We start from the raw sequence: 14,065 nt of genomic DNA, 5'->3' as shown, positions 1-14,065 counted from the left end.
AGTTCTCCCCGTCGGGGTGATACCCGGCAAACTTTTAGCATCAGATAGCATCAGATCAATATCTGTGCTTTTTGAAACTATTGGTGTCTTAGCTGTGTTGAGCATTACAAACTTGAAGGGGAAATATGTTTAAAAGACTGATAAGCGTTGTTGTTGCTGCTGTTGTATTGAGTTTTCAATTATTCATCGGTAGTGCAACAGCTTTGGAACTAGATCAAGCTACCAGAACTGTCAAATTGAACGAACAGGGTGATACTGTTGTCATTAGCATACCGCAACTGGCAATAGGTAAAAAATTATTTAATGACACCTGCGCTCAATGTCATGCTGGTGGTGTAACCAAGACTAATCAAAACGTAGGATTAGAACCAGAAGCTTTAGCTCTAGCTACACCCAGACGTGACAATATTGAAGGGCTGGTTGACTACATGAAGAATCCTACCACCTACGATGGTGAAATCGAGATTTCTGAAATTCATCCTAGTATCAAGAGCGCCGATATCTTTACAGAAATGAGAAACTTGACAGACGATGATTTGACAGCGATCGCAGGTCATATTCTCATCCAGCCAAAAATCGTTGGTATTAGATGGGGTGGTGGTAAGATCCATTACTAAACATCTGCTCATTGGCCTTCTTACTTTCTAAAAGTATGGGCAATTTTGCCCTTACTGTAGAAAAATCTCACTTCCTAGTCCTGATACCTGAGTGCATTCAAGCATTACTGTTATCTTGGTTGACTTATACCTACTGCTTATACTTGACTTTGCTCTCTGGCAGCAGGATTGGGAACTTTGTATTTTAAGCTGCATTTTCCTATTAATAACCGCTAATTAGGACTTGCTGAGAAAGTCTTTCCATGAGGGGATAGGAGTCAGGAGTCAGGAGTCAGGAGTCAGGAGGAAGTTTGAAAATTCCTTTTCCATCTCTCGAAATCCCAAAAAATGCACACTTTTTCACGTATACCCTTCAAAACCCTTGCACTTTTTTCCTATTTATCAGCCTCAAACTTTTGATTTATCTGCGTTTTGCATTTTTTCAGCAAACCCTAATTATTAAAAAAAAAATTTTATCTATGACAGGTTGTCATATTTGGTGTTAAATGTAGTTAACATAAGAAAAGAAAAATAAAACTATATCTCAGGAGAGAGCCATGAAATTAATAGCAGCAAGTTGGAGACGCTTGACTTTAGCTGTTTTAACTGTACTGTTAGTTGTTAGCAGCTTTGCTGTTTTCACTCCCACCGCATCTGCTGAAACCTACACCGTCAAATTGGGTAGTGACAAAGGATTGTTGCAATTTGAGCCTAAGCAGTTAACTGTTAAACCTGGTGACACAATTGTGTGGTTTAACAACAAAGTTCCTCCCCACAACGTTGTCTTTGATCCTATAAAAAATCCTGCTAAGGATAAAGATTTAGCTGCATCTTTGTCTCACAAAAAATTAGCACTCAATCCTGGGCAAAAAATGGAAACAGTTATCCCCGCAGATGCACCAACTGGTGATTACACTTTCTACTGCGAACCTCACCGTGGTGCGGGTATGGTTGGTAAACTAACTGTTGCCAGCTAACAATCTCGCTCATTTAACACCAGATGATTTTTTTGCTCATCAGGTGGTACAAACTAATGAATAGGAGCGGTAACGAGTTTGATCCCTGGGAAAGAATAAAGGGATGAGCTAGTTACCGCTAATTTTAGTTTGTAAGATAAATTTTATTTGATAAATGCCGTATTATAATATACAAGTTATTCCATCACTGAAGATGCCACAATCTCTTGGATTTATAAGAAAAAGGGATCTAGTCTAAGTGGACTCGTTGAATCAAGAATCTGCGCTCCTTTAAGACGCAGAGTGTCAATAGTGATAAGCTGTTGTGCATTTAATTTGGGTTTGCTGAATAAACCTAAAACCTTGATATATCAAAGGTTAGAGGCTGATAAACACAGAAATTAGTGCAAGGGTTTTGAAGGGTATACCGGAAAAAGTGTGCATTTTTGGGGATTTCAAGAGATGGCAAAGAAATTTTCCAATCTCCTCCTGACTCCTGACTCCTGACTCCTGACTCCTATGCCCTCACGGAAAGACTTTCTCAGCAACCCCTAATTTGTATAAGTGGAACAGGCATCTTGCCTGTTAAACAAGAGTTCAGAATATTAGAATTTTACAATTTAAATGTGTCAGAAGTTACGAGGAAAATCTCTTGAGAATACCTTTATTAATTTTACTGTTGGCGATCGCCCTCTTATTTAACTTTCAATTCATTGATCCCGCCTTAGCCGCAGAAGCATCTACAGGCAGCGCCATTTTTAGTAATCACTGTGCTTCTTGCCATATAGGAGGCGCTAATATCCTAGTTGAACATAAAACTTTACAAAAATCAGCACTATCAAAATATTTAGAAAATTATGATACCGAACCTATTCAAACCATTATCCATCAAATTCAGAACGGTAAAAGTGCCATGCCCGCCTTCAAGAGCAAATTAAGCGAGCAGGAAATTCTAGAAGTGGCCGCTTATGTTTTCCAGAAAGCGGAAACAGGCTGGTAGTATCATGTTTTTTTGAACACTTGTTATGAAGAAAGCAGGGAGCAGGGAGTAGGTAAAAATTAATTCTTGATTCTGACTCCTAACTCCTGACTCCTGTAGGGGCGTTCGCGAAGCGTGCTGGAAGCATCAGCATCCGGGCGATAAATTATCAATTTTGATCACAATTTTCTTGTACGGGCGAAGCATCCGGGCGATAAATTATCAATTTTGATCACAATTTTCTTGTACGGGCGAAGCATCCGGGCGATAAATTATCAATTTTGATCACAATTTTCTTGTACGGGCGAAGCATTCGGGCGATAAATTATCAATTTTGATCACAGGTTATTTTCCGAATGCTTCGCCCCTACGACTCGTGAATTCTTAATTTTCTTGATTTGAGTTTTGTCTTGTTTCCTTCATTTGACGTAACTGTTGAATCAACTTTTGAGCAGATTCAGTAGATAAAGCAGATTTATCATCACTAACTACAGATGTTGGTGATGAACTAGGAATAACAACAGCTTGATTATTAGACTGATTTTTGTCTATTTGTGGATCAGATACTGTTTGATCATCTGGGCTTGGTGAGGGCTTTAACTGTTCAATCTTCTGGGGAATTTTCCTATCGCCATTATTTGTAAATCTGAGTTGGAAAGGATAAGAACTAATGCGTTTCTCACCTTTAGGTGGATTAGCGTTGAAAAATTCTCTAGTTTTGGATTGTAGTTCAGGAGATACTGATCCATCTTGAAACTTGATATCTAAGACCTTACCATCAGGATCTACAACCAATCGACCCAAAACAGTACCTTCCATCCCGGGTTGATTTGTCGAGATAGTTTCACGGATAACTGCTTGTTCCTTAACATTGGGGTATGCTTCCCGAATTGTTGTTCTCAGGGTGTTATAAGAGTCGAGCTTGGCCAGTAACTGTTCCCGTTTCTGACCTTGAGAATCAAACTCGCTTCCAGTTGTTACTTGGGTTTGTTGCTGAGTGGAAGTTGCTGAAGATGGGATCACGATTGCCGCTGCCCGTAATTGATCTTGACCTTGTAGAGATGGTTCAGCAGCAAGATCAGGAGCAGAATTAGCAGCAATTTGAACTGAGTTATCTCCTAACTGAATTTTTTGTGGTTCAGTAACACCCTGTGGTGTTGCTGTAGAGCCAATATCAATAGCATCAGGAGATGGGTTAATTAGCGGTTCACTAGGTAATTTATTATCTGCCTCAAGTTGTGGCAAACGGTTGATATTCAGTGGTTGGGTTTCTTTAATTTTGGCATCTATATCATCCACAAAAGGAGAGGATGAAGGAGAGGATGAAGGAGAGAATGTATTTCTGCTGATGCGGAAATTAGAAACTTGAGTTCTAAAATCGTTTCTAGCAAATCTTTGGATAGGCTGCCTTTTGGGCAAGTAAGAAAGATTATAGTTGGCCGATGATGTAGGGATCGGTGGCAGTACCGACTGGCTAGGTAAAGGAGCTTGGATAGCTGGTTCTACAGGTGGGATGATAACTTTTTCCTCACCAAAGTTAATTAAAGGAATTCCCGGTTGTTGTGGCAGTTGGGGTTGTAAAGCCACCTGGGATGGTGCTGTTTGAGGCAATCGGTTTTGATCAGCCGAACTCAATTCCATTAATCCGACTGCTTTTGTAGAATCAGCTGCTGTGGGTTGACCAGAATCAACAGGCATTAATGGCACAATCAAGGCAATAGCACCGTGAATACCAAGAGAGGCTATAGCTGCTATTCCAGTGGGTTGGCTGAATATTTCTGGTATATTTTTCAGGATGGATGCGTAAGACATAGCTGTTATCGTTCACTCGGCTCGGTTGCAATTTACTAGTCGAATCAGGCAGAAGGCTGTAACAGTTATAACACCAGAGAAAATCAGCTTTTTTTCATTGCTAGATACAGCCATTTCTGCCATGCTTTACTAGGGATTTTATCTTTTAAATTATATTGCCATTTTTAGAGATTGGATTCTCTCACTAACAAATAATAACTTCCTATTTTGGCATTGAAAACAGGAACATTCAAGCCAAAGCAGGTAACAGGTTTTTGCTACTCGTGAGTCGGTTCTATTAAAGTTCAATTACCAAAAGTTCAATTACCAGATGCTTCCGTAGCAGACAGTTGAGAGAATTTAGCGGTGGGTACTTCTTCCACTTCTGGTAACTTTTCTAAAGCCAAGGCTGTAGACTGACTAGCACCAGATAAACGTTTTAACAGATTTGGTCGGGAATCATACAACAGGTAAATAATGCGATCGCCTATTTCCCAACTTTGATTAACTGACATTACCTGTAGGCGCTCTTCCCTTTCCATCAATAGCGGTACTAACACCCCAGTCCTAATCTTTTCCTGTATATGCTCCTGCTGACTGGAAAATTCAGCCTCATTCAAAGTAGTTGTTCCCAATTTTACCCGGCCATTACTTAAATATTCATTCCAGGTTTTCACAGGTAAGTCAGAGACAAAAGCTTGATTCACTCTGCTATTGCTGCTGTTCACCGAGCCAGAAGCTTGGGGATCACGGGGAAATACTGCTAAAACACGGGGTGGATTAAACTCCTCTGCTGCCCGTTGTGCTAACACAAAATTCACTTCCCCGTTATTAGTCATTGCCAAAAAAGTACCCCTTGAAGCAATGCCAGCTTCTTCCAATACTTCTGCATCTAGCGCACTACTAGCAATCACGCGCAGATTTTGAGCTTCAGCTTGAGCAAAATATTGGGAGTCAGTGTCAATAATGATCACACTTTCTCCTCGTTCCTGGAAGAACCTGGCAATCAATAAACTCAAAGGATTACAACCCACTATCACTGCCCCAGTGGCATCTTTAGAAGTGATGCGTAACCATTTCACCAGCCACCCAGCTGTTAACCCTTGACAAAAAACAGTCATGATAATTGTCAAGAACACCAAAGCTTTAATCGCATCACCACCATTAACACCCCGTTGTGTCAGGGAAATTGCAAATAAAGATGCCACAGAAGCAGAAACTATGCCTCTGGGCGCAACCCAACCTAAAAACAATTTCTGTCGCCAATTCAGATTACTGTTCCAAGTACACAATAAAATGTTGATCGGGCGCACCACGAACATCAATACCAAAACAGTAAATAAACTACCCCAACCCAAGGCCAACACACTGGCAATAGATAAATCAGCGGCTAGGAGAATAAACAGTACAGAAACACTGAGAATTGTTAGCTGATTTTTAAAGCTGCGTAACAGGCGTTCTTCAGGGACTGATGAGTTAGCAAATACCGCACCGGCTACAACTGTAGTCATAATTCCTGACTCACTGCGAATAGTTTGCGCTAAGGTAAACAAACCCCACAGTCCTGCCAACACCATTAGGTTTTTCAGTTCAAAAGAGAGAAAATTGGCGCGTTTGAAAATCCAACTCATCAAAAAACCACCAACACCGCCAATCATTGCGCCTACACTTAAACGCAAGATTAAACCCATAATGGCTTTAATAGGGTCAGGATCACCATTCAAAATAGTATCTAGAACCACGTAGGCTAAAATAGCTCCCACCGGGTCAATTAAAACCCCTTCCCCTTCCAGCAGCGTTGCCACTTGTCGGTCTACGTTGATTTGTTTGATCAGTGGACCAATGACTGTAGGACCTGTGACAACGACTATGGAAGCATAGAGAAAAGCTATATTCCAGGGAAATTCTCCTAGCCAGTGCGCCGCCATACTGCCACCAAGCAGTGTGATCAAGGTTCCCAAGGTGACCAGCAGTTGCAAACTGACGGAAACCCTGCCCATCTCCCGCAGATCCAATTTCAGTCCGCCTTCAAACAAAATAATTGCCGTCGCTAGGGAAACAATTACTTCTAGTCCTGTTCCTAGCAGATGGGGATGTAATAGTCCAATGCCATCAGCACCCAAGAGAATGCCTAACAAAAGTAATAAGACGATGCTGGGCAGCTTGAAATATGCAGCCATCACTTGGGCGCTGATACCTGCAAGAACTGTGAACACCATCTGTAGGGTGATTTGAAAAGATGCTTCCATGTTGTAGATTTTGAGGAATTAATTTCAAAATCCGTTAATTAACCTTTGTCGAGAATCATCAATATTAACATTAACTTTACAGGTACAACTGCACATCCATCTTTAAAACAATAGGATATTTTTTCATGCTTAGTTGTCCATATTACATCTTTTTTCAGGATTTGGCGACCGTAATCAATAGGCTGTTGGCAGCAGGAGACAGGAGAGTGTCAAAATTTTATATTTTTGTACTTGCTTTGGTTTTTTCGTGCCGACTGACTTACCTGATGAAATGGGATATCTGCAAGCCAATAACACGATAACAAGTTTTTGGGCAGGTTGTTGCGTTCTTGAGGGGAGGGATGAAAAACGATTCCAGCGGCTCCTGCCTTCTCCACTCCTCGATTTCCATGAATTTTAGATGCCGAAAAAAAATTTTAGAAAAAGGTGTTGACATCCTCTGGGAAATAGAGTAGATTATTAAAAGTGAAGTCCGATGCCCCCATCGTCTAGAGGCCTAGGACACCTCCCTTTCACGGAGGTAACGGGGATTCGAATTCCCCTGGGGGTACTAAAACATAAAACATCAAAAAGTAGGGAAGAAATTTTATTTGGCGGATGCTGAATTAAGATCAAAATATTACAAGAAAAGGGTTTTAGCCTTTTAAATTTTCAAAAAGTGCAAAGTTTATTGAGGGTTTGCTGAATAAACTGAAAATCACGATGAATAAAGAGTTTGAGGGTGATCACAAAGAAAATAGGTGCAAGGTTTTGAAAACTATGAGTAGGAAAACCTTGCACTTTGATGGTTTTTACCTCGTTTCCAAATACAAAAAACTCCTTGATATCCTTGAACTCCTGACTCCTTGATAGCGACTTGTACTGAGCCTGTCCTGAGCCTGTCCTGAGCCTGTCCTGAGCCTGTCCTGAGCCTGTCCTGGGCGGTGTCGAAGGGCGCAGTCGAAGGGCGCAGTCGAAGTAAGCGTGGCGTTAGCCATTCTCCTTAATCTTCACGGAAAGACTTTTTCAGCAAACCCTACTTAACTGCTATATAAAACCTAGACAAAACTAGACTTTACTTTCTACTTCAACGGGAGCATGGGAGCAGTTATCCCTCAGTAGACTTTCACGCCTTAGCCAGACGCGATTGTGTTCCAATTAAGTTTCTGAAAAAGACTACCACCATCATTGCTTGGTTTTCGCGTCGGCAATAGTCTCAATTCAATACTTGATATCACCGTATTATATATCAAGTAGTTGATTTTTTCCTAAAAATATATTGATTTTTGTCAATATAAGTATAGTTTTGTCTATGAAATTGTCAACTTAGGACTTGCTCATTAGCTCTTTGGCGAATTGCTATGAGGTTTAGTTGTAGGTCTTTGCTGAGACGTTTTTCAATAATTGCTATTGGCATTGTTAGCTTTGTCCAAACTTGAATTGTGTAGCACAGCTTAGTACCTTGACTTGTACCAACGGTATAAGGTTCTAAGCTCCAGCAACCGGAAAAACCTTTGAAGTCTCCTTCTACCATTTGGAAGTTGATGAGTTTGGGAAAGATTTCTTCTAGATCCAAAACCACACGCGCACAAAACTTGAAATTGAGCAAACGCTGAGATCCTATCTGTTCTAGACGTATACCTCCATTGGGATGCTCTAACAAACAACTTTTGGCGAGATTAGGGATAAATTGAGGTAAGGCTTCATAGTCTGTGAGAATTTTCCAGACTTTTTCGATGGAGTGGGGAATTTGAACCTGGGCGGTAATTTGCCGCTGTCGTTCTGCTAATTTCTCCACTTGGATGATGACTGGATCAATATCCAAGTTGGTTTCTAGAGCATTGTCATCAATGAGGTTAGGGGAATCAAGTCCCGCTGTTTTGTTTTCTGTAGTCACTGTTGAGAATGTGAATGAGTTGCTGAGGAAAACTGAGGTAGTGTGAGGGTAAAACAAATTTCGCTCAACTGAGAGTTGTCAATAGGGTTACTCTCAACAGCGATCGCTCCCTGTAAATAAAGATATAGGCTGCTTCTAGCTACTAACATTTGATTGTTCGTACCCTGTAAACCACGAGAAAGTATCTTCACCTACTAGCTTCGATACTTTCTCCTGGTGGTTGTGGCTTGCTTAATATTTGATAATTCACCAATACAAACTTTGTTCCAGCACTATGATCATAACTGGTAAGCAACCTGGACTATAATTTGCTATAGAGCCAAACTCTCAGCACTTAGAGGAACCATGTCGCCATTCTTTGTCAGTCCTAATAACATTGGCTGTTGAGCTTCAATTAACTTACCTGTGAGGACACAACGTTCATCTTGCTGGGCTGTAGCCGCTATACTCGCTCGAATGTCAGCACGGGAAAATCGGGGTTTCCACTCACCTGATTTTTGCTGCACATAATTCCAGAGAACATTTCTAATCAAAGCTTGATATCCTTGATTGCCTGCTATCTCTTTCAGTTTATCTTTCAGTTCGCGTTCTAAACGGATGCTGGTAACTTCCATGTCGGTGGTTGAGGTGCGTGCGATGGTATGCATTTGATTTTTTCTCCTTATAGATATGGACAGGATAGTAATACAAGTGTAGTATGTTTAAAGGAATGTTCAATAGATAAAATTTTTTTGAGGTGAATTTTTCTGTGAAATTCATTTACCCCATTTCCAGTCCCTTCCATCCCAGCAACTGTCAGGCCAGTTGGGAAATTGTTGTTGTGGAAGTGGAGTATTTATTTATGGCCGATGGTAGTCAGCATCCAAGGCAAAACACAGAGAGTAATTATGATTTTAGATATATCAACTTTGATCTGCTGAATATTAAACCACTATTAGAGATAACAAGCGGGAGGTACAGGGAAAATGTTGTACCAGAATAAGACCAGAAAAGTATCAGGTCAATTTTAGCCCCCGCTGCCGATATAGGTAAAGCGGGGGTTTTTAATCAGTGATTGGTGATTGGTGATTGGTGATTGGTGATTGGTGACTAATGACAGATTTGCAAGCAAACCTGGAATAACAGGAGAGCATAAGGAATGCTGAAATTAAATTATACCGAAAGAAGCTTTTATTTAGAGTGTATCACGCTGTCACTGGAAGAATGGGTGGCGCAAAGAGTGATTTTGGCGCTGCGAATCGGTCAAACGCTACATTTTGAACCTAGCACGGCTTCCTTTTTGCTACCTGTAGATTTACCAGGAGTAGAAAGGCTCAAGGCTGAAGCACAACGAAATGACGGTGAAATTATAGCTCTGTCTACCTGTGATGCTGAGTATTTGGAAATCACCTTGCGGGGTTCTTGGTTATCAGATGGTGCGGAAGAAGCCCAGGGTGTGTTTATAACGACAATGAGCGATCGCACTGAGTTCTTTTTACATAAACTTTGGCAAGAAGCTCAAGTTTGTGCATCTGTTTTAAGTGATTAAATTAGGCAGGGAATAGGGAATAGGGAAATAAATATTGATCTTTGCCTGCTGACTCCTGACTCCTGCTATATTATTGTTCCATTTCTAATAATTCGGGAACTGTGACAAATCTATAACCTTGTTGTTTCAATCCTGTGATAATTTCTGGCAATGCTTTTACAGTTCTTTCTCGATTTCCTCCCCCATCGTGCATTAAAACAATAGCTCCTGGTTTTGCACCTTTAACCACATTTTTCACAAACACTTGATATTTGGCACGGGGATCGGTATCAGCAGAAGTTAAAGACCACATGACAACGGCTTTATTTCGACTTTTAGCATAAGCAGCTAAACCATTATTTAAATAACCTCCAGGGGGACGAAATATAGATGTTTTTACCCCTGTGGTTTGATAGATTAAATCATTGGTTTTTTCAATTTCACTTTTAGCTGTGGCTGGACTCATTCTTTTATATAAATGATTCCAGGTATGATTACCAATGGCGTGACCTTCCGCTACCACTCTTTTAGCAATTTCGGGATGATTTTTTAAAGAACTTCCTACCCAAAAAAATGTGGCTTTGACATCATGTTCTGTGAAAATATCTAACATTGCTTCTGTGGTTGTTGGCCAGGGACCATCATCAATAGTTAACGCAATCACTTTTTCATTGTTTTTGAGTTTGACTTGATAAACTGTCTTGCCTTGAAATTTAGCTGGAACGGTAAAATTCAGGTTTTCGATTTTTGCTGGTGGTTGTGATTTTGTGTTTACTTTATTTTCAGGAATGGAAACACCAAAGGCTTCGCTGTTAGTGTTTGGTTGTGGTGTATTTGGGTTACTGGTACAAGCAGTTAGAAATAATGCTATTGTGGCAACAAAAATAATGTTTCTTGTTTTGTTGTCGTTGTTTGTGGAAGTAGAATTAACAAAGTTTAGCATTGATTTCTGTGATATAGTTCACAATATGAGAATTTGAACTTTTACAGTTTTAACAGAAAATCTCAATTTGGGGTAGAGGTTTCATTGGTATAAAATTCATACCCTTAATTCTCAAATATAAGTAACAGAACATACGAAGACAGAGTTTGATAGTTTAGCGGCAGTGAGATTTTCTATCTCCAGATAGATTTTGATGAGCTTTTTAGTGCAAAATTCAACCTAATTCTCTCGTAAGATTGATGAAAATGCTCTGACAGTCAATTAATCTGAAACTAGAAAGAAAATAGAAAAATAGAGTGGAAGAATATAAAAATGAAGATTCTTGATTTTGCTAAATCTAGATGGAAATTAGCATCGAGATTGATAGTATTAGCTTTTGCTTGTACCTTCATATTTTTATTCAATGCTTTTCCTGCTTTAGCTATCAGTAGTTATCAAAGTGAACCAACAGAAGGAACGACACAATTATTAGAAACTCAACGCAAAACTGATGAAGCTGCTAAAAAACCACCCATAGGAATGAAAGAATCTCAAGAAAAAACTAGGAGAGGACTTAACGAGGTTCAAGGAGCAGCTGATATTGAAAAAATGAAGCGTCCTGAAAATACCGAAAGTGGGACTACTTCAGTAGAACAGGAAGTAGAAAGTTTTTTGGAAAAAATTACAGGCAGCAAGCAATAATTCATAATTCATAATTCATAATTCATAATTCATAATTCATAATTATGATTTTTCGGTTTTGAATTGGTTTTATTGGGTTGATGTGGATAATGTCGATATTTTGAGAACTTATTAAGTAAGTAGTTAATAGTTGAAAGGCAAATAATGAGCATGAATACAATCAATATTGGATTGACAGAAGAACAACGTCGCGGTGTGGTGGATTTGTTAAATCAAGATTTGGCAGATGCTTATGTGCTGGTAGTAAAAACTAAAAAATATCACTGGGATGTTGTTGGTCCTCAGTTCCGCACGCTGCATGAATTGTGGGAAGAACAGTATGAAGAAATTACAGAAAATATTGATGAAATAGCAGAAAGAATTAGAACTTTGGGTGGTTATCCCATTGGTACAATGGAAGGTTTTCTCAATATTGCTACTCTCAAAGAACATAGCGGAGAAATTCCTACAGCAACAGGAATGGTAAATCAATTAGTGGAAGATCATGAGCAGATTATTCGTAATTTCAGAAATCATGTAGATCGTTGTAGTGAAGAATTTCATGATCAAGTTTCCGCCGACTTTTTAACTGATTTGATGGAAGAACATGAAGAAATGGCTTGGATGCTACGTTCATTTATTGAAGGACAAGCATTAGAACCAAATGCCAAACAACAACCAACAGAAACTAAAGTTCCGGTGGGTGTTTAGTTAAGAATTTGCCACACAATTTTCAACACAAAGAGAAGATAAATTAAAAGGAGTAAACAAGTGCCAGAAGGATATCAAGCAGAGCGTACCATCTCAGCTGTATTTAAAGAACAAAAGCAAATTAATGATGTAATTCGTCGTTTACTAAATAGAGGTGTACCGAAAGATCATATTTCAGTGATGGGGAGAAATTTCCAGTCAGAAACGCGAATTTCTGGTTTTATTACCAAGCGCGATGTGATTTTAGGAGGTTTGAGAACAGGGGCAATTTTTGGATCTTTGTTTGGTTCTTTCCTCAGCTTACTTACAGGTGTAGGAGTATTGTTTATTCCTTTTGTCGGACCAATTGTGGCAGCAGGACCTATTGGTGCGGTGTTGCTGGGTGCTGCGAGTGGTGCGATCGCTGGTAGTGCTGGCGCTGGCTTGGTATCGGTTTTTACGGCTATGGGAATGCCAGAAGATAAAGCAGCGGTTTATCAAACTCGTTTACAAGCGGGAGAGTTTTTATTAATGGTAGAAATTCCGAGCGATCGCAGCGGTGAATTTCAATTAATATTAGAAAGTTCTGGTGGTGAAGAAATGCACACCATTGGTAAAACACTTACCCATCCTTGTCCGGGTCCTTGTAACAGTCCAGAAGATTTATCTCCTGAAGTTCGCGCTCATTTATCAGCAGAATCACAACAATTGTTCATTCAGCACTATAACACTGTACTTGATGAAACCAACGATGAATTTACCGCTGAACAATCTGCTTGGGATGCGGTTCATCAACAATTTGATGAAGATGAAAATGGTGTGTGGTCAAAACAAAAAGTTGGTGTTTAATTTCTTTTATTTCCATAACGAGTAATAGGTAATGGGGTAAAACTCATTACCTTTTTATCATTGACTAAATTTTATTTGCTAATATCTCGTAACTCAGGATTCAATCATCTTAAACTCATCCATTAATGACTGGTACGACCACTAACTAAGCCCCAAATAAAAATGGCGATCATTGCCCCAATAATAGCCACAATTATACCGGGTATGCTCAAGGTTGCGGCTGTAAATTGTAATGTTCCTGTTTCCAATAAAGTAACTAAAGTTCCACCTATTAAAGCACCAATAATTCCTAATACCATTGTGGCTAAAATTCCGCCACCTTGACGACCAGGATAAATAGCTTTAGCGATAGCTCCGGCGATCAGACCCAGAATTATCCAAGCAATAATATTCATAGTTTATTCCATGAAAATTTCCATCTATAGATTAGTAATTTTATCTACTCATTAAGTCTATCAAAAGAGAGATTTAATTAATTGATAATTGATAATTGATAATTGATAATTAATAATTCATGACTTATAGTTTGTGGGTAATTGTATTTTTTGTGAATAATTAAATCAAATAAATCAAATAAATCAAATAAATCAAATAAATCAAATAAATCAAATAAATCAAATAAATCAAATAAATCAAATAAATCAAATAAATCAAATAAATCAAATAAATCAAATAAATCAAATAAATATTGTGGGGTGGGCATACTTCGACATAGTTCGACTCCGCACTTCGACTTCGCCCTTCGACACCGCCCTTCGACACCGCCCTTCGACACCGCCCTTCGACACCGCCCTTCGACACCGCCCTTCGACACCGCCCTTCGACACCGCCCTTCGACACCGCCCTTCGACACCGCCCTTCGACACCGCCCTTCGACACCGCCCTTCGACACCGCCCTTCGACACCGCCCTTCGACACCGCTCAGGACAGGCTCAGGACAGGCTCAGGACAGGCTCAGGACAGGCTCAG

The 14,065-nt window shown here is 39.7% G+C and carries 17 protein-coding genes and 1 tRNA gene; 10 read left to right on the top strand and 8 right to left on the bottom strand.

Annotated features, from left to right (window positions below; genetic code table 11):
• Window positions 1-125: 125 nt before the first annotated feature.
• The 4 genes from psbV (at window position 126) to petJ (ending at window position 2,552) form a co-directional block, all read left to right on the top strand.
• Window positions 126-617, top strand: a complete 492-nt coding sequence (psbV, locus tag H6F45_RS22305; protein ID WP_096568354.1) for a photosystem II cytochrome c-550 — start codon at window positions 126-128, stop codon at window positions 615-617.
• A 223-nt stretch (window positions 618-840) separates the two neighbouring features.
• A complete protein-coding gene (locus H6F45_RS22300; RefSeq protein ID WP_190348409.1) occupies window positions 841-1,059 on the top strand; it encodes a hypothetical protein in 219 nt (72 codons plus the stop codon).
• Between the two features lie 94 nt (window positions 1,060-1,153).
• Entirely contained in the window at window positions 1,154-1,573 is a 420-nt protein-coding gene (petE, locus tag H6F45_RS22295) for a plastocyanin (protein ID WP_096568357.1), read from the top strand.
• A gap of 631 nt (window positions 1,574-2,204) precedes the next feature.
• Complete coding sequence (gene petJ, locus H6F45_RS22290; RefSeq protein ID WP_096568360.1) at window positions 2,205-2,552, top strand: cytochrome c6 PetJ; 348 nt, start codon at window positions 2,205-2,207, stop codon at window positions 2,550-2,552.
• A gap of 363 nt (window positions 2,553-2,915) precedes the next feature.
• Here petJ and H6F45_RS22285 read toward each other — a convergent pair whose 3' ends face one another.
• Complete coding sequence (locus H6F45_RS22285) at window positions 2,916-4,343, bottom strand: hypothetical protein (RefSeq protein ID WP_190348408.1); 1,428 nt, start codon at window positions 4,341-4,343, stop codon at window positions 2,916-2,918.
• Between the two features lie 299 nt (window positions 4,344-4,642).
• Window positions 4,643-6,571 (bottom strand): cation:proton antiporter, encoded by a 1,929-nt coding sequence (locus H6F45_RS22280; RefSeq protein ID WP_096568366.1) that lies wholly within the window; start codon window positions 6,569-6,571, stop codon window positions 4,643-4,645.
• Between the two features lie 477 nt (window positions 6,572-7,048).
• Here H6F45_RS22280 and H6F45_RS22275 point away from each other — a divergent pair.
• Window positions 7,049-7,121 (top strand) — tRNA-Glu (locus H6F45_RS22275).
• A gap of 750 nt (window positions 7,122-7,871) precedes the next feature.
• Here H6F45_RS22275 and H6F45_RS22270 read toward each other — a convergent pair.
• From H6F45_RS22270 to H6F45_RS22260, 3 genes are all read right to left on the bottom strand, one after another.
• Window positions 7,872-8,402 carry an SRPBCC family protein gene (locus tag H6F45_RS22270; RefSeq protein ID WP_236104120.1) on the bottom strand — a complete coding sequence of 177 codons (531 nt, stop codon included), beginning with the start codon at window positions 8,400-8,402 and terminating at the stop codon, window positions 7,872-7,874.
• A gap of 41 nt (window positions 8,403-8,443) precedes the next feature.
• On the bottom strand, window positions 8,444-8,638 hold the full coding sequence (locus H6F45_RS22265) for a hypothetical protein (RefSeq protein WP_190348407.1): 195 nt from the start codon (window positions 8,636-8,638) through the stop codon (window positions 8,444-8,446).
• 120 nt (window positions 8,639-8,758) lie between these two features.
• Complete coding sequence (locus tag H6F45_RS22260) at window positions 8,759-9,094, bottom strand: hypothetical protein (RefSeq protein ID WP_187038879.1); 336 nt, start codon at window positions 9,092-9,094, stop codon at window positions 8,759-8,761.
• Between the two features lie 101 nt (window positions 9,095-9,195).
• Between H6F45_RS22260 and H6F45_RS22255 the strand changes: the two genes are divergently transcribed.
• Complete coding sequence (locus tag H6F45_RS22255; RefSeq protein ID WP_236104119.1) at window positions 9,196-9,429, top strand: hypothetical protein; 234 nt, start codon at window positions 9,196-9,198, stop codon at window positions 9,427-9,429.
• Between the two features lie 156 nt (window positions 9,430-9,585).
• Complete coding sequence (locus H6F45_RS22250) at window positions 9,586-9,975, top strand: alr0857 family protein (protein WP_137668503.1); 390 nt, start codon at window positions 9,586-9,588, stop codon at window positions 9,973-9,975.
• A 70-nt stretch (window positions 9,976-10,045) separates the two neighbouring features.
• Here H6F45_RS22250 and H6F45_RS22245 read toward each other — a convergent pair whose 3' ends face one another.
• On the bottom strand, window positions 10,046-10,897 hold the full coding sequence (locus tag H6F45_RS22245) for a polysaccharide deacetylase family protein (protein WP_190348405.1): 852 nt from the start codon (window positions 10,895-10,897) through the stop codon (window positions 10,046-10,048).
• A gap of 312 nt (window positions 10,898-11,209) precedes the next feature.
• Here H6F45_RS22245 and H6F45_RS22240 point away from each other — a divergent pair, with 312 nt between their 5' ends.
• The 3 genes from H6F45_RS22240 (at window position 11,210) to H6F45_RS22230 (ending at window position 13,096) form a co-directional block, all read left to right on the top strand.
• Complete coding sequence (locus H6F45_RS22240) at window positions 11,210-11,578, top strand: hypothetical protein (RefSeq protein ID WP_096568380.1); 369 nt, start codon at window positions 11,210-11,212, stop codon at window positions 11,576-11,578.
• 150 nt (window positions 11,579-11,728) lie between these two features.
• Window positions 11,729-12,268, top strand: a complete 540-nt coding sequence (locus H6F45_RS22235) for a Dps family protein (protein WP_190348404.1) — start codon at window positions 11,729-11,731, stop codon at window positions 12,266-12,268.
• Window positions 12,269-12,328: 60 nt separating this feature from the next.
• On the top strand, window positions 12,329-13,096 hold the full coding sequence (locus H6F45_RS22230) for a ChaB family protein (protein ID WP_096568385.1): 768 nt from the start codon (window positions 12,329-12,331) through the stop codon (window positions 13,094-13,096).
• A 122-nt stretch (window positions 13,097-13,218) separates the two neighbouring features.
• Here H6F45_RS22230 and H6F45_RS22225 read toward each other — a convergent pair whose 3' ends face one another.
• Window positions 13,219-13,491: a GlsB/YeaQ/YmgE family stress response membrane protein gene (locus H6F45_RS22225; RefSeq protein ID WP_190348403.1), complete on the bottom strand. Its 273-nt coding sequence runs from the start codon at window positions 13,489-13,491 to the stop codon at window positions 13,219-13,221.
• A 77-nt stretch (window positions 13,492-13,568) separates the two neighbouring features.
• Window positions 13,569-13,799 carry a hypothetical protein gene (locus H6F45_RS22220; protein ID WP_190348402.1) on the bottom strand — a complete coding sequence of 77 codons (231 nt, stop codon included), beginning with the start codon at window positions 13,797-13,799 and terminating at the stop codon, window positions 13,569-13,571.
• Between the last annotated feature and the right edge of the window lie 266 nt (window positions 13,800-14,065).

It is taken from the genome of Sphaerospermopsis sp. FACHB-1194, from assembly GCF_014696235.1.
In the GTDB taxonomy this organism is placed as follows: domain Bacteria; phylum Cyanobacteriota; class Cyanobacteriia; order Cyanobacteriales; family Nostocaceae; genus Sphaerospermopsis; species Sphaerospermopsis kisseleviana.
Note: the sequence above shows the minus strand (reverse complement) of the source record. Positions and strands in the feature narration are given on the sequence as shown.